Below are 24,721 nucleotides of genomic sequence, written 5' to 3'. Positions count from 1 at the left end.
TCCTCGAACGCCCGGAAAGAGGCTGCTCGTGAGTACTGACCTAGTGATTCTAGGAGGCTCGGGGAAGGAGAACCCTGAAGACGCGTAGAGTGACGGCCGTGTCCGACGCCCCCGCACCCCTCCCAGACCCGCTCCGCAGCGCTGCGCTCGCCGCTGATCTCGACGCCGCGGACCTCCGCTCCGAGCCCCTTCGACGTCTGTGGGGTGCAGAGGCGGACGACGCTCTCGCCCGCGGGATGCGCGAGCCCATCCTGCGCGCCATCGCAGAGGATCGCGGCGTGCTCGCAACCCTCGGACGCCTGCTCGTGCTCGGGATGCCGCAACCGCGAGAGGCCGTCGAGGACGCGCTCCCGCGGCTCGGAGTCGACGGACTCGTCGCGCTCGGACTCGCGACCGCCGATGCCGACAGCGTGACACCGAGAGCCCTGGTGCGGCCGCAGTCGTTCGTCGACGCGGACGGGGTCGGCGAATGGTGGATCGCCAGCGACCTCGACGAGGTGGCACTCGACGGCCCGCTGCCCGCCGACCACGTGCTCGGCGTCGGCGGAGCATCCCGCACGCTCGCCGAGACCATCGTCCCGATCGAAGTGGAGCGCGCCCTCGACCTCGGCACCGGATGCGGAATCCAGGCGCTGCTCGTCGCACGGCGTGCAGGCGCCGTGGTCGCGACCGACATCTCGGCGCGCGCGCTGGCGTTCGCCGAGCTCAACGCCCGGCTGAACGGCGTGACGAACATCGAGTTCCGGCACGGCAGCATGTTCGAACCGGTGGCGGGGGAGGCGTTCGACCTGATCGTCTCCAACCCGCCGTTCGTGATCACACCGCGCGTGGACGGCGTGCCCGCCTACGAGTACCGCGACGGGGGACTGGTGGGGGATGCCCTCGTGGAGCAGTTCGTGCGCAGCGCTCCCGGGTTCCTGACGCAGAACGGCATCGCGCAGCTGCTCGGCAACTGGGAGACCAGAGCCGGAGTGGCAGGACTCGCACGTCTCGAGGCCTGGGTGCCCGCCGAGCTCGACCTGTGGGTGGTCGAACGCGAGGAGCTGTCGCCGCTCGGCTATGCGGAGCTGTGGATCCGTGACGGCGGCACCACGCCGCGCGATCCCGCCTTCACCCCGCTGCTCACCGCGTGGCTCGACGACTTCGCCGCCCGCGGGGTGACCTCCATCGGGTTCGGCTACGTGCTGATGCGCCGGGTCGCGGCGGGGCCGCCGCTGCGACGCACGGAGCGGATCGCCCAGCAGGTCTCGAACGTCGGGGCGGCCCTGGGTACGGGTCTGGCGGCGCACGACGCGCTCAGCGAGGGGATTCCCGCGTCGTTGGTCGTCGCATCCGACGTCACCGAGGCCCGGCACCTGCTCCCCGGAAACGACGACCCGAGCGTGATCGAGCTTCGACAGGGGGGCGGCTTCGCCCGCACCGTGAACGTGGATCCCGCGCTCGCCGGGTTCGTCGGGGCGTGCGACGGAGAGCTCACGGTCGTGCAGATCGTCGCAGCGCTGGCAGACCTCTTCGAGGTCCCGCTCGCGGAGCTGTGGGCCGACCTCGAGCCCCGCATCCGCTCACTCATGCTCGACGGCATCCTGGTGCCGGGGGAATAGACGCCGGATCCATGCGTTGGAATAGATCATGAAGGCTTTCGGATTCCTCTCCTTCGGGCACTACGCAGACGTGCCCGGCTCGGCGACCCGCACCGCGGGCGACATGCTGAAGCAGACCATCGCGATCGCCGAGGGCGCGGACGAGATCGGCGTCAACGGCGCCTACGTGCGCGTGCACCACTGGGCGCGTCAGGCCGCCTCGCCGATGCCGTTGCTGACGGCCATGGCCGCGCGGACGAAGCGGATCGAGGTCGGCACCGGCGTGATCGACATGCGCTACGAGAACCCCTTCCAGTTCGCGGAGGAGGCGGCCGCCCTCGACCTGATCGCCGACGGCCGCATCGCCCTCGGCGTGAGCCGTGGTTCACCCGAGACGGCGCTGCGCGGCTACGAGACCTTCGGGTACGTCGACGAGGAGGACACCGAGCGCGGCAGCGTCATCGCGCGTGAGAAGTTCGACCTCTTCCTGCGTGCGATCGACGGCGAGGGCATCGCTCCCGGCGACCCGCGCATGGTGGGCGCAGGGCGCTACCTCGCGATCGAGCCGCAGTCGCCCACGCTCCGGGATCACATCTGGTGGGGTTCCGGCTCGCGTCCGACCGCGATCGAGACGGGCCGCAAGGGCCTCAACATGATGAGCTCGACCCTCGTCACCGAGGCGACCGGCCAGCCGTTCCACGAACTGCAGCGCGAGCAGATCGACCTGTTCCGCTCCGCATACAAGGAGGCCGGGCACACCGGCACTCCACGGGTCTCGGTCAGTCGCAGCGTGTTCCCCCTCGTCTCCGACATGGACCGGGCGTACTTCGGCCTGCGCAGCGAGGAGAACGCCGACCAGATCGGCATCATCGACGGTTTCCGTTCCACGTTCGGCAAGACCTACGCCGCGGAGCCCGATGTGCTCATCGAGCAGCTCAGGCAGGATGAGGCCGTGATGGCCGCAGACACCCTGATGCTGACGATCCCGAACCAGCTCGGGCCGGACTACAACCTCCACGTGCTGGAGTCGTTCGCGAAGCACGTCGCCCCGGCTCTCGGCTGGAAGCCGAACACGGAAGGTCCTGTCCAGGGCGACCCGGTCTGAGCACGATCGCCCTCCTTGACAACGGGGGAAGGAACGCTGACGCTGGGTGACGGCACGTCGTCCGACGCGTCGTCACCCCATCCCCGGAGGCATCGATGACCCGCGTTCGCGTCGATCTCAACATCTCGCTCGACGGCTTCGCCACGACGACGGATCAGACTCCGGAGAACCCCTTCGGTGAGGACTGGGGACGACTGACCGCCGCGTACACGGCGACGCGCACGTTCCACGAACGCGTCTTCCACGACACGAGCGGGGCCGGCACCACAGGAATCGACGAGAAGTACGCCTCGCAGTACTTCGAGAACATCGGCGCCGAGATCATGGGGGCCGGGATGTTCGGGCTCCACGCGAACCGCGACGACCCCGAGTGGCGCGGCTGGTGGGGCGAAGAGCCTCCGTTCCGCGCGCCGGTCTTCGTCCTGACGCACACCCCGCGCCCTTCGATCGATTTCGCCAACGGGACGAGCTTCCACTTCCTCTCGGCCGCGCCGGAGGAAGCCCTGCGCACGGCGGCCGCCGCGGCGGAGGGGCGCGATGTCCGGGTCGGAGGCGGGGCGACGACCGTGCGCGAGTATCTTCGCGCCGGGCTCGTCGACGACCTGCACGTGGGCATCACCCCGATCTTGATCGGCAGCGGGATCCGCCTGTGGGATGACCTGCGCGGACTGGAGTCCGGGTACCGGGTGACCTCGGAGGTCGCCGAGTCCGGCGTGACCCACATCACGTTCACGCGCGAGAGCTGAGACCCGCATCGTGCGGAGAACGCACTCTTCACGATCGTCCGGTATACCAGTACGCTGACCGCATGCATTCGCGCAGGAGCGGAATCCTCGCCGGGGCCATCGTTCTCGTGGCCGTCCTCGTCGGTGCCCTCCCCGCCGCGGCAGCGACGACCTCCTGGGCCACCTGGCAGCCGCTCGCCGGAGTGGGCGGCGCGTTCACGACCACCGTCCAGGTGGCGGCGCAGCCCGCGCTGACCGCGACGATGACGAGCGACTCGCGCGCCGGACAGGTCGGGGTCATCTCCGGTGCCTCGACCTGGCTGTCCGAGGGGACGCCCATCGGCGCCAAGTACGGGTCGAGTCTGAACCAGCCGTACCTGAACCTGCGCCCGAAGGCCGACAACGCCACGAGCCCGTCGACGACGACCTACTCGTTCGCGGAGCCCACACCGACGTCGGGCTGGGCGTTCGCCCTCGGCGACATCGATGCGGATGCCGTGCGCATCCAGGCCGTGGCCGCGGACGGGCACGTCCTCACGGCGGGAGAGCTCGGCTTCCGCGGCGGGTTCAACTACTGCGCTCCCGGTATCGTCGGCAAGCCGTCCTGCACCGGCGTCGCCACCGACGTGCCGACCTGGGACACCGCGACGCTCACCCTCACCGGGAACGCCGCGGCCGCGGACACGAACGGCGCCGCGGCGTGGTTCGAGCCGTCGACACCGATCAGCTCGCTCAGCCTCATCTTCACCCGACGGTCCGGCCTGCCCGTCTATCAGACGTGGTTCGTCTCGCAGGCGAACGGCATCACCGGCAGCGTCACCGACACGGGCGTCGCGGCGCCCGGGGTCGCACTCACGCTGACCGACGCGAACGGCACGGTCGTCGGAAACACGACCACCGCCGCGGACGGCACATACTCCTTCCCCGGCTACGTGGCCGCCGACGGCTACACGGTGCGGGTCACTCCGCCCGCGGGCAAGATCCCGACCGGACCGACCACCGTGCCGGCGAACCTGAGCGCAGGGGACGCGGTCGCGAACTTCACGCTGCGCGACATCGTGCCCGTCGCCGTGTCGGGCCGTGTGACCGACACCACCGGCGCACCGATCGCCGGGGTGACCGTGACGATCGCCGGCCAGACCACGACCACCGACTCGGACGGACGGTACCTTTTCGACCAGATCCCCGTCGGGACCCACCCAGCGATCATCACCACCCCCGCGGGCTACACGCTCGACCTCGTACCGCCCCCGGTCGTCGTGCCGGCGGGCAGCGAAGACCCGATCGGCGACGTCGACTTCCGGCTCGCCGAGAGCCCCGATCTGAGCGGCGCTGTGCGGTCGAACGGAGCCGGCGTGGCGGGCGTCACCGTGACCGCGGTCGGTCCGGGCGGGGTGACCCTCACCCGCGTGACGGATGCCTCCGGGGCGTACAGCTTCCCCCGACTCGCCGCCGGCGACTACGAGATCACGATGACGCCCCCGAGCGGTTTCGTCGCGGCGTCACCGGTGACCAGAAGCGAGCAGGTGGCGGCGACCGACATCGCGAACGTGGACTTCGAGCTCGCGCGGCTCGGCGCGATCGACGGCACGGTGCGCGACGCCGGCGGCGCACCCGTCGCAGACGTGGTCGTGACGGTGACCGGAGCGGGGGCACCGCAACAGCTCACCTCCGACGCGGACGGCACGTTCGGACTCGGCGCTCTGCCCCCCGGCACCTACACGCTCACGGTGGTGCCCCCGACGGGCAGCTCCGTCGTCGGCGCGGCCACCCGTACGGTCGTGATCACCGCCGCCGGCGAAGTCGTCGGCGAGCAGGACTTCACGGTCGTCGTCGATGTCGTCGTGGTGCCGCCGGATCCGACGGACCCGCCGGCGAACGGCGGAGGAAACGGCGCGCTCCCCGCGACCGGCCTCGGACCCGAGACGCTCGCCTGGGCGGCCGGTGGCGCCGCCATCCTGATCCTGGGTGTGGCGCTCCTGATCGTCGCACGCCGACGTTCGCGTCGACAGTAGTTCCCGGGTTCAGCTGCCCTTCAGCTGCCCTTCGGCGGGCCGAACAGCTCCTCGCCGTGCTCGTGCAGGAGCTTGTAGGCGTCGGCGAAGGTCTCCGGCTGAGGTTCGCCCTTCTTGCCGTACCGAGCGATGAGCAGTCCGAGCAGACCGCGCGCCGGGGGAGTGAGCGGCTTGAGGTGCTCCTTCAGGTCGGGCTGAGGGATCACCTGCTCCGGGTTGGGCGGCGTGTAGGCGGGTCTCGTGGTCGGCCAGTCGGCCGGATGCCGCGGCTGATCCAGGTTCACCACGTTGAACAGGGTGTTGGCCGAGGCGTCGCGGTCGTTGAGCGGCTTCAGCCCGTGCAGACGCGAGAGCGTCGCGGTGACCGAGCCGTGGTGCATCTCGTCATGCACGATCGTGCCGCGTTTCGTGTAGGCCGAGACGGCGATGGCCGGGACGCGGCATCCGAGTCGATCGAACGTGAAGCCCATCTCGCCGGCCTCGGTGTCCTTCGTCGGCTTCGTGGCGGCGGGCGGCGGCACGTGGTCGTAGCATCCGCCGTGCTCGTCGAACGTGATGAGCAGCAGGGTGTTGACGGCGTTCGAGCCCTTCGGTGACGCACTCGTGCGCACCGCCTCGTAGATCTCATGGATCAGCAGGTCACCGGCGCGCACATCGGAGATCGCGCTGTCGAACACCTCCTCGCCTTCGACGTCGCTCTCACGGGGCGACCCGAACGGCGGGTGGAAGTCGTTGTGGTCGTAGACCATCCGCGGCTCGATAAACGCGTAGGCGGGGAGCGTGCCGGCCTTGGTGTCGGCGTAGAAGTCCTCCATGGTGCCGAAATGATCCGTGCGCCAGTACTTCTCGAGCACCGGCGCGTGCAGCATGCCCGTGAACGACACGAGCTGGAGCTTGTCGATGTAGATCTTCCAGCTCAGCTTCTTCTCTTCGAGCCGGTTGAACACCGTCGGAGCCGCGGGCGCCTCGATCCACTTGTCGTAGCCGCCGCCGGCCTGGTTGGTCACGAAGCCGTGCGAGGTGGAGGCGTGGAAGAACGACCGGTTGCAGAAAGTCTGCGAGGGCACCGCCGCGTACCAGTGGTCGAAGACCGCGAACTCGGCGGCGAGCGTCGACAGCACGGGGAGCATCGTCGGCGAGAACGAGCCCATGATGTGCTTGGCCTCGTCGACGCTCGGCTCCTTGCCCTTGCGCAGACGACGGAAGTTGATGATGTAGTCCTGGAGGAACCCCGACATCGTCGCCTTCTCGCCCTTGGTGGGGGCGTTGAAGGGGGCCTCCATCTGATCGACGAAGAGGTCGGCATTCGACTTCGGATCCACCGTTCCGAAGATCTGCGTGTTGACGTGCGGGTACTCCTCGCCCGGGTCCGGGTCGGGGTGGCTCATGATGCGATCGGTCTCGCCGAGGTACACGTGCGCCTCGACCACGGTGCCGTCGGACGCCGTGTTGCTGTGCTTCTCGAACGCCAGGCCCTCGAACTCCTCGCCCTCGGGCAGGTTCTCCTTCGAGTACAGGTAGCCGAGCAGGTTGTCGAACGAGCGGTTCTCTCCCATCACCACGACGATGTGATCGAAGCCCGGTTCGCTGCGCGGAGTGAGCGCGGCGAACGGGTCGGGGTCGTCGGCGAAGCCGTCACGCGCGCCGGCCGCGACCGAGGCCCCGATCGCCGCACCGCCCGCGCCACCCACGACCGCGCCCGCGAGTGCCGCACCGCCGATCTTGAAGAATCCGCGACGGGACGTGTCTGGTACGGACGGGGAGGAGGAGTCGTCATCGGCCACGAGGCGATCCTATGGCCGTGACCCGCGCCGTGTCCCGCGCCGCTAGATTTGCCTTCGTACCTGGCACAACACGGAGGCCCGCGGATGTCCGAGATGCAGAACCCCCTAACCGACGAGCATCCGTCCGCCTGGCGACGCTTCTGGGAACGGGGCGACTGGTGGCGGGCGGTCGTCCTCGTCGCGGTCTACTACGGCGTCTACCAGCTCCTGTCCTTGCTGGTCGGGGCGGTCTTCGGCGAGGAAGGCGGCATCGCTGAGAAGGGCAGCGGATTGGACGTGCTGATCTACACGGCACTGCCGATCGTCCTCGGCTGCGTCGTCCTCCTCGCGTTCGCGGCCTCCCTCGGATGGCTGCGCGAACTGTTCGGACCGCAGCCCGTGAGAGGCCGACGATGGATGTGGATCGGCATCGTCGTCGTGCTGGTGATCAACGTCTCGGCGCTGCTGTCGGTCGACGCCGGGGCAGCGGGCGCCACCCTGATCGGCTGCTGGCTGCTCACGGGGCTGTTCGTCGGGCTCGCGGAGGAGCTGCTCACGCGTGGTTTCGTGGTGAACCTGATGCGCAAGGCCGGACGCGGAGAGATCGCGGTGGCCCTGGTGTCGTCAGCGCTCTTCGGTGCGCTGCACGCGGGCAACTTCTTCACGACCGACCAGGGGCTGTCCACGACAGCGCTCCAGGTCGTCTACACGTTCTTCTTCGGCTTCCTCATGTATCTGGCGCTGCGCGTGACCGGTCGTCTCATCTGGCCGATCCTGCTCCACGCGTCGACCGACCCGTCGATCTTCCTCTTCGGCGCGCACCCCGTCTCGGGGAACCCCCTCATCCTCGTGCCGACCTTCAGCACCTACCTCGTGATCCTCACGGGAGCGGTGCTGCTCATCGTGTTCATCGTGAGCGAGCGACGACAGGCCCGTCGCGCCGCCACCGCCTGACGAGGTCGGTCCGCGGCCGGGCCGCCGCGATCAGGCCGCCGCGATCCAGAGCACCGCGCCCTCGCGCCAGCCGAGACCGGCGGTGCCCTCGGGGATCGGCTCCTCGTGCCGCGGACGGACCACCCGCATCCGCTTGCCGGCGAGCTCGACGATGTAGACGATGTCGGCTCCGCGGTAGACGTGCGTGACGACCTCGACGCTCACGGGAGCCTCGCCGCCGACGACGGGGGAGAGCCGCAGGTCCTCCTGACGGAGCACCACCTCTCCGGCGCCGTCGGGACCCGCGCCGGTCATCGGCACCTGGATCGCCGTGCCGTCGAGGGTGGCGACGGCCCCGGACCGGGTCGCCGGGAGCAGGTTGGCCGCGCCGATGAAGTCTGCGGCGAACGGGGTGCGCGGTGCGCCGTAGAGTTCGGCCGGCGCGCCTTCCTGCTCGATCACACCGGCGTTCATGAGCACGATGCGGTCGGAGAGGCTCATCGCCTCCTCCTGGTCGTGGGTCACGAAGACGGTGGTGAGGCCGAGCGTGCGATGCAGCTCCTTCAGCTCGACCTGCATGTCCTCACGCAGGCGGGCGTCGAGGTTCGACAGCGGCTCGTCGAGCAGCAGCACACGCGGCTCGAAGGCGATGGCGCGGGCCAGGGCGACACGCTGCTGCTGACCGCCCGACAGCTGCGCCGGCATCCGGTCGGCGAGGTGCCCCATCTGCACGCGCTCGAGAGCGCGCACGGCGAGCTCCTTCTGCTCGGCCTTGGACTTCTCGCCCGACATGCGCAGACCGAAGCGGACGTTCTCGACCACGCTCATGTGCGGGAAGAGCGCGTAGCTCTGGAACATCATGCCGAGATGCCGCTTCTCGGGCGGGAGCTTGGTCACATCCTGACCCGCGATCTCGATCGTGCCGCCGCTGGGCGACTCGAGACCCGCGATGCAGCGCAGGAGCGTCGTCTTGCCGCAGCCCGAGGGCCCGAGCAGGGAGACGAACTCGCCGGACTGCATCGAGAGGTCGATGCCCTTGAGCACCTTCGTCCCCTTGAAGTCCTTGGTGAGTGAGGTGATGGTGAGTGTTGTCATCAGACGAACAACCTTCCCAGGCCGATGATGCGTTCGAGCACGATCATGAGGACGACGGTGAGCAGGACCATGAGGGTCGAGACCGCCGCCACGGTGGGCGACGTGCTGAACTCCAGCTGGCCGTAGATGGCGATGGGCAGCGTCTCGAGCTGCGGGGTGCGCAGGAAGAGGGCGATGACCGCATCGTCGAACGAGATGTTGAAGGCGAAGAAGGCGCCGGCCGCGATGCCGGGGCGGGCGATCGGGAGCACCACGAGGCGGTAGCGGTTCCAGGTGCTCGCGCCGAGGGTGCGCGCGGCCTCCTCCGTGAAGTGGTCGGCTCTGGTCATCACTCCGGTGACGGTGCGCATCACGTAGGGGATGGCGATCACGACGTGGATCGCGATCAGGACACCGACGTTGGGGGCGCCGATCGTGAGCGACGCGATGGACAGCGCGCCGATCGCGAGGATGATCGTGGGGATCGTCAGCGGCGACATCAGCAGCGCCTGGAGGGCCGCGCCCCCGGGAACCTTGAAGCGGGTGAGCGCGAGCGCCGCGGCGGTGCCGATCGACGCGGCGACGATCGCCACGGTGATGCCGACCAGCAGGCTCAGACGGAACGGCTCGAGGTAGGTGTCGGAGGTGAGCGCTTCGACGTACCAGTCGAGCGTGAATCCCTGGCCGGGGAAGGTCAGGAAGCGGTTCTCGCCCACCGAGGCGCCGGCGACGACCAGGAGCGGCACGAGCATGTACAGCGTCACGATGACGCCGAGGACGATGGCGAGGACCCTGCCGAGGATCGGAACGGAACGGACCATGGTCACACCTTCTGCTTCCCGAGTCGGGACGTCGCTGCCAGCACGAGCATGACCCCGGCGAACAGCAGCACGGCCTGCGCGGCCGCGAACGACCAGTCGAGGTTGGTGGTCGCGTCGACGTAGATCGTCTGTGCGAACACCGGGATCTGCGCTCCGCCGATGAAACGGGGAGTGATGAACGAGCTCACCGACAGGACGAAGACGAGTGAGGCACCGGCGACGATGCCGGGGATCGCGAGCGGGAGGACGACGTGCCACAGCGTGCGCCAGAATCCGGCGCCGAGGGTGCGGGACGCCTCTTCGAGCTGCGGCCTGATGCCGGAGATCACGCCGAGGATGCTGAGCACCGCGAACGGGAGGAGCACCTGCACCATCGCGATCACGACACCGGTCTCGGTGCCGAGGAAGCCCTGGGTTCCGCCGACGAGGAACTCGGCTCCGGGGATCTTCATCAACAGCCCGGACGGCCCCATCAGGACCACCCAGCCGAAGGTGCGGACCACGACGCTCGTCATGAGCGGGAGGATCACGACGATGAGGAGGAAGGAGCGCACCTTGGAGCCGGCGCGAGCCATCACGTAGGAGAGCGGGATGGCGATGATCAGCGTGATCACCGTCTGGATCACCCCCAGGCGGAGCGAACGCAGCGCCGCCTGGAGGTGATATTCACTCGTGAACAACCGGGTGAAGTTGTCGAGGGTGAACCCGCCTGCCGACGATTGCACGCTCATGAGGAGCATGCCAGCCACCGGGGTGATGAAGGCGAGCGCGAGCAGCACGATCGCCGGCAGGAGCAGGAGCCAGGGCTCCCTACGGGTTCGAACACTCATTTGGTGATCAGCGCATTCCACTCATCGGTCCAGGACTGGCGCGAGGCCGCGACGTCGCCCGGGGCGTAGACGACGACCGTCTCCAGCTCGTCGCCCGTCAGCACGGCATCCGCGGCGTCGCCGGAGAGCTCGGTCTTGGTGTTCACCGGCGAGTAGCGCATGTTCTCCGCGAAGACGGCCTGCGCTTCGGGGCGCAGTTCGAAATCGATGAAGAGCTTCGCGAGGTCCGGGTTGTCCCGGCCCTCGACCACGTTCGCGGTGATGAGGGACGCCGTGACGCCCTCCTCGGGAACGATGAACTCTACCGGAAGACCGGCATCCTGCAGCGTGCCGGCGTAGTCCATCGCGTAGGGAGCGATCCAGGTGTCACGCTGCGCGAAGGCGGTCTGCAGGTCCGGCGAGGTCGGGACGACGATCGCGTCGCCCGACGAGGCCAGCGCGCCGAGGTCGGCGATCGCCTGCGACGGGTCGTCGATGCCGCCGCCGAGGGCGTCCGCGACTCGGAGCATCGAGAGCACGCCGTACGTGTTCGAGAAGTCCGTCAGCGCGACGTGACCCGCGTAGGCCTCGTCGAACAGGTCGAGCCAGGAGGTGGGGGCCGGAGCATCCGCCTCGGTGTTGTAGACGAGCCCGATCGGCGCGAGCTGGATGACCGGGCCTTCGCCCCGCTCGAGTCCCGCGGTGGCGAGATCGATGAGGTCACCGGACTCGGACAGATCGTCGGCCGCGATGGGCGCGATGAGTCCGTCGTTCGCCGCGGTGAACTCCTGCCCTCCGGAGAAGTGCACGACATCGATCTGCGGGCTCGCCTTCTGGGCGGTGACCTGCGCGAGGGCGTCGGCGCTGTACAGCGTGATCAGCTCGACCTTCGCGCCGGTCTCCTCCTCGAAGGGATCGACGACGGCCTCGATGAAGGCCTTCTCCCAGTCGCCGCCGAACGAGGTGACGACGATGGTCTCGCCGGCGAACTCCTTGTCGCCGGACGATGCGCTGTCGTCACCCGCTGCGCAGCCTGCGAGGACGAGGGCGCCGGTGGCGACGAGCGCTCCGGTGGTGAGGATTCTTCGGGTATTCATGCACTGCTCCTTCGGGATGGGTCCAGCACTGAGTGAACGCCTAGACCAGGCGTCCGATGGTGAGCTGCTTCGCTCCGTCGATGCGGATCGCCGCGCTCTCCTTGGCGAACTCCGCGAGTCCTTCGGTGATGCCGCCCCAGATGTTGACGGGTGTCCATCCGAGCGGTCCGAGAGTACGGGCACCACGATCGTAGAAGACGCCGATCTCGTACCACTCGAACGGCAGTCCGCCCATCTGCATCGGACGCTGCCAGTACCACTGCAGGTCACCCGGTGCGGGCACGACCTGCTGGTTCTCGAACGGGACCTTCTCGGGGTCGAAGTTCTGCGCCTCCTCGGGGAGGCCGACCATGACCTCGGGTCCCGCGTACATCGCGTGCATCGCCTGCATGGTGACCGGCTTCTCCAGCGCACCCCACATGGCTTCGCAGGTGCGAGGGGCGAGGTCCTCGAACAGGGTGGCGACGGCGCGGACGCCGTTCTCGTACTCGAGGAAGACCTGCTTGGTCATCGTGTTCCTTTCTCCGCAGCGGGGTGTTCCGCTGCTCGTTCACGGGCGGCCGCGACGAATGCCGCGAACAGCGGCATCTCCTCCGCGGCCTCATCGGGGTCGATCATCTTCTCGGGGTGCCACTGCACCGCCCAGAAGGGCCAGTCGTCGTCGGTCTCGACGGCCTCGACGATGCCGTCGGGGGCCCAGGCGACCGGGTGCAGACCCGGGGCGGGGACGTCGATCGACTGGTGGTGGATGGTGTTCACCGTGCGCTGCTGCGTGCCGTAAAGGGCGGCGAGGCGGCTGTCTTCGGCGAGGGTGATCGGATGCCGGGCGGCGAGCTGCTGGTCGGCGCCGCGCACCGGCTGGTGGTGCTCGGTGGTGGGGATATCGACGATGAGCGATCCGCCGAACGCGATGTTGCTCACCTGCAGCCCCCGGCAGATCGCCAGCACCGGGAGTCCCCGTCGGCGGGCGCCGAGAGCGAGCGCGATCTCGAAGCCGTCGCGGGAGGGGTCGTAGCTCTTGCCCACCTGGGGCTCGGCACCGTAGCGCGAGGGGTGCACGTCCTCCCCGCCGGAGAGCACGAGCCCGTCCAGGCGGTCGAGCACCTCGTCGACGCCGGCGGTCGGCGGCAGCAGCACCACGGCACCACCTGCTGCCTCGATGGGCGCCGCGTACTCGGTGCCCAGGCTGTGGGCCGGGCGACCGCTGCCGAGGTCGGTGTCGATGAAACGGCGCCAGGTGGTGATGCCGATGAACGGGCGGGTCACGAGAGCTCGATCCAGGTGGTCTTGAGGTCGGTGAACTTGTCCATCGCGTGCAGGCTCTTGTCGCGACCGAATCCGGATCCCTTGACGCCGCCGAACGGGATCGTCATGTCGCCCTCTTCGAAGCAGTTGACCCAGACCACACCGGCGCGCAGTCGCCGCGACAGGGTGTGCACGGCGTTGAGGTCGGTGCTCCACAGCGCGGCGGCCAGACCGAACTCGGTGCCGTTGGCGATCTCGAGCGCATCCTCCACATCGTCGTAGGCGATGACCGAGAGCACCGGACCGAAGACTTCGCGCTGCGCCACCTCGTGCTGGGGCGTGACACCCAGGACGACCGGGGCGAAGTAGCTGCCGCCGTCGACCGCGTGGAACCGCTCGGCGCTGCCGGCTGCGAGCTCGCCGCCTTCGGCCTGGGCGCGCTCGACGAAGCCGGCGATCCCCGCGAGCTGTTTCTCGCTGACGATCGCGCCCATCGAGGTGGCGACGTCGAACGGGTCGGCGGGAAGGCTCGTCCGGGCGACCTCGGCGGCGATCTCGAGCGCGCGGTCGAGCTGGGAGCGCGGCACCAGCAGGCGCGAGGATGCCGTACACATCTGTCCCTGGTTGTAGAAGCAGCCGTCGGCGGTGGCACGCACGGCGCGCTCCAGGTCGGCATCCGGCAGCACCAGGCTCGCGGTCTTGCCGCCCAGCTCGGGCCAGACGCGCTTGCCGTTGGAGGCGGCCGAGTAGCCGAGGAACTTCCGTCCGACCTCGGGCGAGCCGGTGAAGGTGACCACGTCGACGTCGGGGTGTTCGCCGAGTGCGCGGCCGGCGACCTGGCCGGTGCCGGGCGTGACGTTGAGGACGCCGGCGGGGATGCCGGCCTCGACCGCGAGCTGGGCGAGGCGCAGGGCGGAGAACGTGGTGTGCTCGGCGGGCTTGAGCACGACGCTGTTGCCGACCGCGAGTGCGGGGGCGAGCTTCCACGCGGTCATGGTCAGCGGGAAGTTCCACGGCACGACGGCCGCGACGACGCCGGCGGGCTCGCGCGTGACGAGAGCGAGGCTGTTCGGCGCGGTGACCGGCATCTCGTCGAGGATCTTGTCGGCGGCCTCGCCGTACCAGCGGAAGCAGTTCACGACCGCTCGGAGTTCGGTCTGCAGGGCCTCGCGGACGGGCTTGCCCATCTCGAGCGAGATCGTGAGGGCGAGCTCCTCGGCGTTGTCGTGGATCTTCTGCGCGAAGGCGATGAGGAGCTGTCCGCGCTCCCGGGGCGCGATGCGCGACCAGATCCCGGAGTCGAACGCGGCGCGGGCCGAGCGGACGGCGCGGTCGACGTCGGCGGCCGAGGCGGCGGTGATCGCCGGGAGGGAACGCCCGTCGCGGGGGCTCACGGGAGCGAGGGGCTCGGCGGAGCCCTCCTCCCACGCGCCGTCGATGAACATGCGCGTGTGCAGGGGCAGCGCCGCAGCGCGATCCGCCCAGTCGTCTCCAGTAGCCGTGAACACGGTCGTCCTCTCCAGGGGTGATGGCCCTGGAGAGGATACTCGCCCTATTTCGCCACTAGGTCAAGCTGTTAAGAACGATCTCGCCATTTCGTTACATGCCAGTAACAGAATCGGCCTATAGGCGAATGGCTCCCGTCGGCATGTCGTCGGACAGTGCGGCGGGCGCCTCGTCGACGATGAGCGATCCGCGCAGCACCGGGGTGATCACCACGAGCGACTCGACGACCTCCAGGCCGTCGTGGCCCGCCACCGCCGGTCCGGTGAGGAAGCGGTAGAACTCGTCGGCGTCTTTCACGAGCACATTGGCGAGCAGCTGCGAGGTACCCGTGGTGGCCGCGATGAACTTCACCTCCGGAGCGGCGGCGAGGGCCGCGCCCACCTTCTCGAGTCGGGCCATCGGAACGCGCAGCCACACGAGCGCCTCGAGTCCCAGGCCGAAGAGGCTCGGCACGACCTCGGTGCGCGGGTGCATCAGCCCGCGGCGACTCAGCGACTCCATCCGCCGGCGGGTCGTCGTGACGTTCAGGCCCAGGGATCGCGCGAGCTGGGCCACCGGCATCCTTCCGTCCTTCAGCAGCAGCCGGATCAGCGCCTCCTCGTCATCGCTCAGCGAATCGGCGGGATCGACCTCGGAGCCCGAGGACTCGTCGAGCATCCGCGCCTGCTCGTCGGTCAGCACACCGGCGCGCCAGTCGTGCCCGGAGCGGAAGAACTTCAGCACGGTCGTGACGTTGATCGAGTCGATGCCCTCGAGCTCGGGGAAGTCGGTGAAGAGCAGCTCGCGGATGGATGCGTCGTCGTGGGGGAGCAGCATGCCGGCGATGTCGCTGCTGCCTTCGAGCACCGAGACCGACGAGGCATCCGCGCGGCGGGCGAGGGTGCGGGCCACGTGCCACAGGGCGTGCGGGTCGGTCGTGATGCGGAACAGCACCGCGCGGGCGTGGAGCACGCGGGCGGGATCGACGTACGTGGAGACGCGAACCAGTCCGCGGTCGAGCAGCCGCTGGCCGCGACGGGCGACCGTGCGCTCGGGCAGATCGACCACGCGGGCGATCTCTCCCCACGACGCGCGGCCGTTCACCTGCAGGGCCGCGGCGACGATCCGATCGGTCTCGTCGGCCATCACATCGTTCGCGGGCACGGGCTCTCCTTCAGCGGGACGGACTCGGTGGAAGGTTATCCCAGTCGGAGGAGCGGGCGCGGCGGCCGTGGGTGCGAAAACGGAGACGGTCCGCGCGCCTGGCGGCGTGTCGGGGCGCGGCGCGCGGGGGCGGCGCGGCGCGTCCGGGTCTTCGAGGGCGGGGCGCGGCAGACGGCGCCGCCGAGGTCGAAACCCCGACGGCGCCGCTGGATGCCGCGGGCTACTCCGCCTCGGTCGCCTCCACCGGGGCGTGCTGGCGACGACGGCGCATCGCGAACAGGCCGAGGCCGGCCGCGAGGAGCACGACCGCCGCGACGATGTACGGCACGCTGTCGGCACCCGTGGTGGCGAGGTCGCCACCGGTCGAGCCGCCGTCGCCGGGCGTCACCGCTCCGCCGCCGGCTGCGGCCGCGACGGTGAGGGAGGCGGTGACCTCGGTGCCGTCCGGCAGGATCACGGCGAGCGTGTGGACACCCGCCGGAGTGTTCGCCGGGATCGTGACGGTGCGCTGGAAGCTGCCGTCCGCCGCGGCGGTGGCCGTGCCCAGCTGCACCGGGTCGGAGCGGAGCTCGAGTCGCAGCTCCGCGCCCTCCGTGAAGCCGCTGCCCGACACCGTGACGGTGCCGCCGGCCTTCACGGATGCCGCACCGAGCTCGACCTTCGCCGGAACCTCGGGCTCGGGGGTGACCGGAGGCGTGACGCCGGCCTCGGTGACCCACTTCTCCCCGGCATCCGACTTCGTCACCGTGAAGGTGTCGTAGACGGCGCCGACGGGGAGGTCGGTCGTGGCGCCCGGCTGCTTCTCCGCGAGGTACGAGCGGTAGACCAGCTGGTTCTTCGAGACGTCGATGACCTGATAGGTCGTGACACCCTGGCCGCGCAGCACCTGGGTGGCGCCGTTGTTGGTCCAGACGTTCTTCTCCGGGGTCTCCAGGTCGTAGTGCTTCGCGCCCGAGTTCGACACGACGTAGACCGGGCCGGTGGTGAGGCCGGGGGTCTCGGTCGCGTCGGTGTTCACGTAGCCGCGGGCGTAGGTGTGGTCGTGGCCCATGAGCACCAGGTCGATGTCGTTGCGCTGGAAGACCGGAAGCCATTCAGCGCGCAGCACCGGCTCGTCGCGACCCTCGGACGCCGAGAACACCGGCTGATGGAACGTGACGACATTCCACTTCGACGGGCTGTTCTGCAGCAGCAGATCGAGCCAGGCGCCCTGGAACCGGGTCCAGAGCAGACCGATCTGCGCGGACGGGCACTCCGCACCCGTGCAGGACGGGAGTCCGGCCGGGGTGAGGAAGGTCGTGTCGCGCGTCGCGTTCAGCGTGATGAAGCGCACGCCCTGGTAGTCGGTGTAGTACGCGGTCTCGGCGGCGAACGAGCTCCAGTGGTCGAAGAACGCGCGATACTGCTGCGCGACGGCGGAGTCGCCCTTGGCCAGGTCGGCCAGTTCGCCGATCGAGCTCGTCGACGGGTTGTTGTGCGGGTACTCGAACGCGGCCTTCCACGCCGTGAGCAGCTTGTCACCGGAGTACTCGTGGTTGCCGGGAGCGGCCATGACGTTGGTGCGGACGGCCGAATCCTGCATGCCCTTGAACCAGTTGAGCCACTCGTTCTCGTTGCTCGACGTGTTGATCAGGTCGCCGGCGTGCACCGAACCGATCGAGCGAGGAGCCTTCGCCTCGGCCTGCTTCACGACGCTCGGCCAGGTGGTGTCGAGACCGATCTGCGCGTCGCCGTAGTAGATGAACTGGAAGTCGGTCGCAGAGGGGTCGGCGGTGCGGAACTCGTACCAGTCGCTCCAGCTGCCGGGCAGTCCGACGCGGTACCGGTACTCGGTCGCCGCGGTGAGCCCGGTGACCGTGGCCGAGAAGTGCTTGTTCGGGTTGCCGTTCACGACACCCGCGTCATACGCGTCGACGGTGCGGACGTCGCCGCCTGCGGCTGCGCCGATCTCGACCTGTCCGACCGTGTGCGAGGCGTCGCCGGCGAGCCACGAGAACGACTGCGAGACGGCGGGCTGCTCGGTGGGCGTCAGGATGACGCGGGTCGGCGGTGCCACGACGGGAGTGCCGGGGTCGGATGCCTTGACGAGGGTCAGCGACGACATGTCGAAGAAGATGTCGGAGCTGGTCTCGCGGTCCTGGAAGAGCGACACGGCGATGGTGTTCGTACCGTCGTGCAGCAGGTCGCCCTCGGCGCTGAACGTGCTGGTGAGCGGGTGGCCGCCGCTGTCGCCGGCGTACTCGACGTTCGTGGTGTCGGTGATGCGGCCGTCGACGTAACGCGCGACCTCTTCGCCGTTGATCCAGACGATGATCGCGTCGTCGTAGGTGATGGTGCTCTGCAAGGCGGCCACCTGCTCGGCCACGCCCGCCTCGAGCTCGAACGTCGTGCGGAAGAAGTAGGTCGGCACGGTGGGTGCCTTGGTGCCGTCGAGGTAGTGGTTCAGGAGCGTCTTCGGCGTCTGCGGGCCGACCGGTGCGAGCTTCCCGTTCTTCGCGCCGAACGAGCCGGTCGCCGTCTTCCAGGCGCTGTCGTCGTACGCGGGCAGCGTCCAGTCGCGGAGCGCCGCGGGCGCGGGAGACGGATCGGAGCCGTCGTCGAGGTAGTGCCAGGCGGTGTCGCCGGTGATCAGCGAGCCCGAGGGCATCTCGGGGTCGGGAGCGGCGAGTGCCGCGGGGGCGACGACGGCGCCGCCGAGCAGGGCGAGGAGCGCGACGGACGTCAGTCCGCGACGCCGCCACCGCACCGCAGGGGTGGGGGAGGTCATGTCAGTCCTTCAGGGGTGGGGGTCCGTGCTCAGCCGCACGGGGCTCCTCCACCCCATCGGTGCGGGATGACCGGGGGCTGACGTTCGGGCGACCGGCAGGTGAACGGCTGGCGCGGCATGCGGCGGACCCGTCCCGGTACGCTGGAACCCATGCTCAACATGGCTGACGGCCTCGCTCGTCTCGGTGCGCTCGCCGAGAATCCGGTCGTCCGCACCCTCGCTACGGCGTTCGATCACGCCGGCTTCGACCTGGCCGTCGTCGGTGGTCCGGTGCGCGATGCCCTGCTCGGCCGGGCGACGCACGACCTCGACTTCACGACGAACGCCTCACCCGACGACATCCTGAAGATCGTGACGCCGATCTCGACCGCGCAGTGGGACATCGGCCGTTCATTCGGCACGATCGGCGCGCGCGTGCAGGGCGAGCAGGTCGAGATCACGACCTACCGCGCCGACAGCTACGACGGCGTGACGCGCAAGCCCACGGTCGAGTTCGGCGACACGATCGACGGCGACCTCGTGCGCCGTGACTTCACCGTCAACTCCATGGCGCTGCAGGTGCCGTCCGTGAAGCTCGTCGACCCGACGGGCGGCGTGGAAGACCTCCTCGCCGGCGTTCTGCGCACCCCCGCCGATCCGCGGATCTCGTTCGGCGACGACCCGCTGCGGATGCTGCGGGCGGCCCGCTTCAGCGCCCAGCTCGGATTCCGCGTCGAGGAGGCCACGGCCGAGGCGATCGCCGAGCTCCGCGAGACCCTCAAGATCGTGAGCCCCGAGCGCATCCAGTCCGAGATGGTGCGCCTCATGCAGACCGACGACCCGGTGCGCGGCATCCGCGTACTGGTCGACACCGGCCTGATCGACGAGTTCCTTCCGGAGGTCACCGACCTGCGCCTCGAGGTCGACGAGCACCACCACCACAAAGACGTCTACGAGCACTCGCTCACCGTGCTCAGCCAGGCGATCGAGCTCGAGCACTCCCGGAATCCCGGTGCCGCCCCCGACGTGCCGCTGCGCATCGCCGCGCTGCTGCACGACATCGGCAAGCCGCGCACGCGCAAGCTCGAACCCGGAGGAGTGGTCACCTTCCACCACCACGACGTGGTCGGATCGCGCATGGCGCGCAAGCGCCTGCAGGCGTTGCGGTTCGACACCGCCACGACGGATGCCGTGGCCACCCTCATCGAGCTGCACCTGCGCTTCTTCGGCTACGCCGAGGGAGCGTGGACGGATGCGGCGGTGCGGCGCTACGTGCGCGATGCCGGGGACCTGCTGGAGCGCCTGCACATCCTCACCCGCGCCGACGTGACCACGCGCAACAAGCGCAAGGCCGGCCGCCTCGCGAGTGCGTACGACGACATCGAGTCGCGCATCGCCGCGCTGCGCGAGCAGGAGGAGCTCGACTCCATCCGTCCGGAGATCGACGGCAACCGCATCCAGGAGGTCCTCGGCATCGCACCGGGACGCGAGGTGGGCGAGGCGTACAAGTTCCTGCTCGAGCTGCGCCTGGACGAGGGCGTGCTCGGCCCCGATGTCGTGGAACAGCGGCTGCGCGAGTGGTGGGCCGCGCGCGGTTGATTCCTCAGCGCCGTTCGGGGATGAGGATCTCGACTTCGCCGGACACGAGCTCGAAGTCTTTCGGGTTGAAGGTGAGGAGGGCGGCGCCGAGTGCGTAGGCGTGCCCGGCCAGCATGAGGTCCTTGCTCCGAGCATGTGCGGGACGGGTCAGGATCACCTCCGACGCAAGGCGGGCGTATCCCTCCGCGGCTGCCCGATCCGGACACCTCCACCGACGACGTGATCCACGACCTGGTGGCAGGACTCATCCGCTGACGCGTCGAGGTGTTCCCTCGGGCGCGCGCTGCTCGTACACTGAGGCAACGCACGCTCTCGACGATCGGAGACCGCTGTGTCTGCGCCGTGGCAGGTATCCCGCGAGTCGCTCCCCCCGACATCGCGACTGCTCATCGAGCGTGCGCACGAGGAGATGCTCGCCGGAAACCTCGACGACCGCCGGCTGCAGGAGGTCCGTCCCCTCGTCCGCGAGTCGTGGGAGAGGTCATGGCACCGTCGCGTCGGACCCGAGGCGGTTCCGGCCCTCGAACTGGTCAGCGACGAGCTCGAGGAGTACCGGCTCGCCCACCCGCTCGCTTCGGCGATGGACATGATCCGCGCGCTCCTGCTGCCCGGCACCTCCGAGGACTCCGGCGTGGTCATCGCGGTCGGCGACCAGGCGGGCCGCCTGCTCTGGATCGAGGGCGACGACCAGCTCCGCTCGCTCACCGATGGCATGGGCTTCGTCGCCGGCGCGAACTGGTCGGAGGACGCCGTCGGCACGAGCGCACCGGGAACCGCGCTCGCTCTCGGTCAGTCGGTGCAGATCCGCGGCGCGGAGCATTACAACCGCCTCGTGCATCCGTGGTCCTGCACCGCGGCCCCCGTCCGCGACCCGGAGACGCAGCGGGTGCTCGGCGTCATCGACATCACGGGAGGCCCTGAAGTCGTCTCCCCTCAGGCGCGGCTGCTGGTCGATGCGACGGCCCGCGCGGTCGAGTCGGAGCTGATGGTGGCCCGCCTTCGCAAACGGAGCGAGCAGCACCGGCCCAGATCCACCGCGATGAAGAGCCGCGTACCGGCCACCGCCCGCGCGACCCTGCACGTGCTGGGCCGCGACCGGGCGAGACTGGAGACCGAGTCGGCGCACGACGAGTCGATGATCGAGCTCAGCGCGCGCCACGCGGCGATCCTGCTGATGCTCGCGGTGCACCGCCAGGGTCTCTCCGCGGAGCGGCTCTGCGAACTGGTCTACGGCCCCGGCGTCTCGCCCGACACGCTGCGCCCCGAGATGGTGCGCCTGCGCAAGGTGCTCGAACGCACGGCACCCGACCTCGTGCCCGAGTCCCGCCCGTACCGCCTGCCCGTCGCGCTCGACACGGATGCGCAGGATGTGCTCTCGCTGCTCGATCGCGGAGCGCACCGGGTCGCGCTCACGGCCTATCGCGGCCCCGTGATGCCGGAGTCGACGTCGCCCGGCGTCGAGGAGTTCCGCGAGTCCGTGCGGGCCGCGTTGCGGGAGGCGATGCTCTCGGAAGCGAGTCTCGACGTGCTTCTCGCCTACGCCGAGATCCCCGAGGGGCAGGGCGACGCGGAGGCCCTGCGCCTCGCGCTGGAGATGCTCCCCGCGCGATCGCCGAAGCGCGCGGGACTGGTGGCGCGCATCGAGCGCCTCGCCGCCGAGTGACCGTTCGGCCCTTCTCCTCCTGGGCATCGAGGTCGGAATCGTACGGTGTCGGTGGGTCGGCGTACCGTGCTGCGCATGTCCGAGATCCGGCCGTTCCGACTCCACGTCCCCGACGAAGTGCTCGACGACCTGCGAGCTCGACTTCGACGGACCAGGCTCCTCGAAGACTCCCCGAGGCGGATGCCGTCGGGGATGAGCGCCCGGTGGCTGCGCGAGCTCGTCGAGACCTGGACCGACTGGGACTGGAGGGCCCGTGAGGAGTGGCTGGCCGGGTTCCCCCAGTTCCTGACGGAGATCGACGGCACCGACATCCACTTCGCCCATCTGAGATCGGAGCAGCCCGACGCGCCGGTGCTGCTGATCATGCACGGGTGGCCGCACACCTTCGCCCTGCAGCTGGACATCACGACGCTGCTGCCCGATTTCGATGTCGTCGTCGCGAGCCTGCCGGGATTCGCCTTCTCGGAGCCCTACGCCGACGGTCCGATGAGCGAACGGCGGCTCGCGGAGACCATGCACCGGCTCATGACCGATGTGCTCGGCTACGAGACCTACATCACCTACGGCGAAGACGTCACGGCCAATGTCAGCGACCTCATCGCGGGCGCACACCCCGGACAGGTCGCCGGCATCGTCGCGACGCACGCCCATTTCGGGACGCCCGCCGAGCGCGAGGCCTCGGACGACCCGGAGGTCCGCGCGTTCTTCGCGCGGCTCGATGCCGAGCACGGTCCGAACGGCTCCTACGGGCATGTGCAGTGGGCGCGCCCGGACACGCTCGCCGCAGCCCTCAACGACTCCCCGGCGGGACTGCTCGCGTGGATCGCCGAGAAGCTCGCCGAGTGGTCGGATACGCCGGGCGACGAGCCTGCGTCCGTCGAAGCGGTGATCTCACGCGATCGCATCCTCACCGAGGCGATGATCTACTGGGTCACCCAGAGCATCGCGACCTCCTTCCGTCCCTACTACGAAGGGGCGGACACCCCGGAGGCGATGCCGCCGGTCGACATTCCCGCTGCCGTCCACGTGCAGCGTCACGAGCACGACTTCCCGGAGGCTCTCGCCCGGAAGTTCTACACCGACCTGCGCGTCTTCGAGCGGCTCGACCGCGGCGGACACTTCACGGTCGCCGAGGCGCCGGAGGCCATGGCAGAGCGTTTCCGGGCGTTCGCGACCGGCCTCCGTGACTGATGCAACCTCTTGCAACGTTGCGCACCCGGGTGCAACGTCGCACGACCTACCTTCGGAGGACAGCCGCCGCACCGACGCGCGGCCCGTCGAAGGAGACCCCCATGAGCATCGTCGAAGAAGACGTGTCCCTCGCCTATGCGGCCCCGGGCCAGCCGGGCGCCGTCGCCGAATACCGGCCGCGGTACGGCCACTACATCGGCGGTGAGTTCGTCGAACCCGTCAAGGGCCAGTACTTCGAGAACGTGAGCCCGGTCAACGGCAAGCCCTTCACCGAGGTGGGTCGTGGCACGAGCGAAGACATCGACCGCGCGGTCGACGTCGCCTGGAAGGCGTTCGCGAGCTGGGGCAAGACGAGCCCGGCCGAGCGCTCCGTGATCCTCAACAGGATCGCCGACCGGATCGAGCAGCACCTCGAGGAGATCGCGGTCGCCGAGACCTGGGAGAACGGCAAGCCCGTGCGCGAGACCCTCGCCGCCGACATCCCGCTCGCCATCGATCACTTCCGATACTTCGCCGGCGTGCTCCGCGCACAGGAAGGCGGGATCAGCCAGCTCGACGAGAACACCGTCGCCTATCACTTCCACGAGCCGCTCGGAGTGGTCGGTCAGATCATCCCGTGGAACTTCCCGATCCTGATGGCCGTGTGGAAGCTGGCGCCGGCGCTCGCCGCGGGCAACTGCGTCGTCATCAAGCCGGCCGAGCAGACCCCGGCATCCCTCCTGTTCCTGTTCGACATCATCGGCGACCTGCTCCCGGCCGGTGTCGTGAACATCGTCAACGGCTTCGGCATCGAGGCAGGTGCACCGCTCGCGCAGCACAAGCGCATCCGCAAGGTCGCCTTCACCGGCGAGACCACGACCGGCCGTCTGATCATGCAGTACGCGTCGCAGAACCTCATCCCGGTCACGCTGGAGCTCGGAGGGAAGAGCCCGAACGTGTTCTTCGAAGACGTCGCGCGGTCCACCAGCGACCCGTTCTACGACAAGGCGCTCGAGGGCTTCACGATGTTCGCGCTGAACCAGGGCGAAGTCTGCACGTGCCCCTCGCGGGCGCTGATCCAGAGGTCGATCTACGACGGCTTCCTCGCCGACGGACTCGAGCGGGTCAAGAAGGTCGTGCAGGGCAATCCGCTCGACCCCGCGACGATGATCGGCGCTCAGGCGTCGAACGACCAGCTGGAGAAGATCCTCAGCTACATCGACATCGGAAAGCAGGGCGGTGCGCGGCTGCTCACGGGCGGCGAGCGGGTCGACCTGGGCGGCGACCTCGCAGAGGGGTTCTACGTCGCGCCGACCGTTTTCGAGGGCACGAACGACATGCGCATCTTCCAGGAGGAGATCTTCGGGCCGGTGCTCTCGGTCACCTCGTTCGACGGTTTCGACGATGCGATCTCGATCGCCAACGACACCCTCTACGGACTGGGAGCCGGAGTCTGGAGCCGCAGCGGCGACACCGCGTACCGCGCGGGCCGGGCGATCGAGGCCGGTCGCGTCTGGACGAACACGTATCACCAGTACCCGGCGCACGCGGCCTTCGGCGGATACAAGCAGTCGGGCGTCGGACGCGAGAACCACAAGATGATGCTCGACCACTACCAGCAGACGAAGAACCTCCTCGTCTCGTACGCCGAGGGGCCGATGGGCTTCTTCTGATCTCGACCCCGGGCGGGCGCTGCTCCCTCAGCGTCCGCCCGGACCATCCCCGAA

General features: G+C 69.3%; 19 protein-coding genes. 9 read left to right on the top strand and 10 right to left on the bottom strand.

Going from position 1 to position 24,721, the window contains the following annotated elements:
• The first annotated feature begins 89 nt into the window (after positions 1-89).
• The 4 genes from CQ045_RS07940 (at position 90) to CQ045_RS07925 (ending at position 5,425) form a co-directional block, all read left to right on the top strand.
• Complete coding sequence (locus CQ045_RS07940; protein WP_105722466.1) at positions 90-1,601, top strand: methyltransferase; 1,512 nt, start codon at positions 90-92, stop codon at positions 1,599-1,601.
• A 28-nt stretch (positions 1,602-1,629) separates the two neighbouring features.
• Positions 1,630-2,685: an LLM class flavin-dependent oxidoreductase gene (locus tag CQ045_RS07935; protein WP_105722464.1), complete on the top strand. Its 1,056-nt coding sequence runs from the start codon at positions 1,630-1,632 to the stop codon at positions 2,683-2,685.
• Between the two features lie 95 nt (positions 2,686-2,780).
• The gene (locus tag CQ045_RS07930) at positions 2,781-3,431 is read left to right on the top strand and encodes a dihydrofolate reductase family protein (protein ID WP_105722462.1); all 651 of its coding nucleotides are present in this window, start codon (positions 2,781-2,783) and stop codon (positions 3,429-3,431) included.
• Positions 3,432-3,493: 62 nt separating this feature from the next.
• Positions 3,494-5,425, top strand: a complete 1,932-nt coding sequence (locus tag CQ045_RS07925) for a collagen binding domain-containing protein (protein WP_105722460.1) — start codon at positions 3,494-3,496, stop codon at positions 5,423-5,425.
• Positions 5,426-5,445: 20 nt separating this feature from the next.
• On the opposite strand, the gene CQ045_RS07920 is transcribed toward CQ045_RS07925, so the two are convergent.
• The gene (locus CQ045_RS07920) at positions 5,446-7,209 is read right to left on the bottom strand and encodes an alkaline phosphatase family protein (RefSeq protein ID WP_105722458.1); all 1,764 of its coding nucleotides are present in this window, start codon (positions 7,207-7,209) and stop codon (positions 5,446-5,448) included.
• 93 nt (positions 7,210-7,302) lie between these two features.
• Between CQ045_RS07920 and CQ045_RS07915 the strand changes: the two genes are divergently transcribed.
• A complete protein-coding gene (locus tag CQ045_RS07915; protein ID WP_105723192.1) occupies positions 7,303-8,142 on the top strand; it encodes a CPBP family intramembrane glutamic endopeptidase in 840 nt (279 codons plus the stop codon).
• 30 nt (positions 8,143-8,172) lie between these two features.
• Here the strand turns inward: CQ045_RS07915 and CQ045_RS07910 are convergent, their stop codons facing one another.
• The 9 genes from CQ045_RS07910 to CQ045_RS07870 form a co-directional block, all read right to left on the bottom strand.
• Positions 8,173-9,216, bottom strand: coding sequence for an ABC transporter ATP-binding protein (locus tag CQ045_RS07910; protein WP_105722456.1), 1,044 nt, complete (start codon positions 9,214-9,216; stop codon positions 8,173-8,175).
• Positions 9,216-10,016, bottom strand: coding sequence for an ABC transporter permease (locus CQ045_RS07905; protein ID WP_258130999.1), 801 nt, complete (start codon positions 10,014-10,016; stop codon positions 9,216-9,218). The genes CQ045_RS07910 and CQ045_RS07905 overlap by 1 nt, the downstream gene beginning before the upstream one ends.
• 2 nt (positions 10,017-10,018) lie before the next feature.
• Positions 10,019-10,846 carry an ABC transporter permease gene (locus CQ045_RS07900; RefSeq protein WP_105722452.1) on the bottom strand — a complete coding sequence of 276 codons (828 nt, stop codon included), beginning with the start codon at positions 10,844-10,846 and terminating at the stop codon, positions 10,019-10,021.
• Entirely contained in the window at positions 10,843-11,922 is a 1,080-nt protein-coding gene (locus CQ045_RS07895) for an ABC transporter substrate-binding protein (RefSeq protein WP_105722450.1), read from the bottom strand. The genes CQ045_RS07900 and CQ045_RS07895 overlap by 4 nt, the downstream gene beginning before the upstream one ends.
• A 40-nt stretch (positions 11,923-11,962) precedes the next feature.
• Positions 11,963-12,433 (bottom strand): DUF3830 family protein, encoded by a 471-nt coding sequence (locus CQ045_RS07890; protein WP_017829890.1) that lies wholly within the window; start codon positions 12,431-12,433, stop codon positions 11,963-11,965.
• The gene (locus tag CQ045_RS07885; protein WP_181156494.1) at positions 12,430-13,188 is read right to left on the bottom strand and encodes a gamma-glutamyl-gamma-aminobutyrate hydrolase family protein; all 759 of its coding nucleotides are present in this window, start codon (positions 13,186-13,188) and stop codon (positions 12,430-12,432) included. The genes CQ045_RS07890 and CQ045_RS07885 overlap by 4 nt, the downstream gene beginning before the upstream one ends.
• Positions 13,185-14,675 (bottom strand): aldehyde dehydrogenase family protein, encoded by a 1,491-nt coding sequence (locus CQ045_RS07880; RefSeq protein ID WP_105722448.1) that lies wholly within the window; start codon positions 14,673-14,675, stop codon positions 13,185-13,187. Before CQ045_RS07880 ends, CQ045_RS07885 begins: the two co-directional genes overlap by 4 nt.
• 115 nt (positions 14,676-14,790) lie before the next feature.
• Complete coding sequence (locus tag CQ045_RS07875; RefSeq protein ID WP_105722446.1) at positions 14,791-15,816, bottom strand: Lrp/AsnC family transcriptional regulator; 1,026 nt, start codon at positions 15,814-15,816, stop codon at positions 14,791-14,793.
• A 220-nt stretch (positions 15,817-16,036) separates the two neighbouring features.
• On the bottom strand, positions 16,037-18,583 hold the full coding sequence (locus tag CQ045_RS07870; protein WP_105722444.1) for a metallophosphoesterase family protein: 2,547 nt from the start codon (positions 18,581-18,583) through the stop codon (positions 16,037-16,039).
• A gap of 150 nt (positions 18,584-18,733) precedes the next feature.
• Here CQ045_RS07870 and CQ045_RS07865 point away from each other — a divergent pair, with 150 nt between their 5' ends.
• The 4 genes from CQ045_RS07865 (at position 18,734) to CQ045_RS07850 (ending at position 24,667) form a co-directional block, all read left to right on the top strand.
• Positions 18,734-20,161, top strand: coding sequence for a CCA tRNA nucleotidyltransferase (locus tag CQ045_RS07865; RefSeq protein WP_105722442.1), 1,428 nt, complete (start codon positions 18,734-18,736; stop codon positions 20,159-20,161).
• Positions 20,162-20,492: 331 nt separating this feature from the next.
• A complete protein-coding gene (locus tag CQ045_RS07860; RefSeq protein ID WP_105722439.1) occupies positions 20,493-21,824 on the top strand; it encodes a GAF domain-containing protein in 1,332 nt (443 codons plus the stop codon).
• 75 nt (positions 21,825-21,899) lie between these two features.
• Complete coding sequence (locus CQ045_RS07855) at positions 21,900-23,015, top strand: epoxide hydrolase family protein (RefSeq protein ID WP_105723188.1); 1,116 nt, start codon at positions 21,900-21,902, stop codon at positions 23,013-23,015.
• 101 nt (positions 23,016-23,116) lie between these two features.
• Complete coding sequence (locus tag CQ045_RS07850) at positions 23,117-24,667, top strand: aldehyde dehydrogenase family protein (protein ID WP_105722437.1); 1,551 nt, start codon at positions 23,117-23,119, stop codon at positions 24,665-24,667.
• The last annotated feature ends 54 nt before the right edge of the window (positions 24,668-24,721 follow it).

Source organism: Microbacterium sp. MYb66 (genome assembly GCF_002979435.1).
Taxonomy (GTDB): domain Bacteria; phylum Actinomycetota; class Actinomycetes; order Actinomycetales; family Microbacteriaceae; genus Microbacterium.
This window is presented reverse-complemented; position numbering and strand designations above follow the sequence as displayed.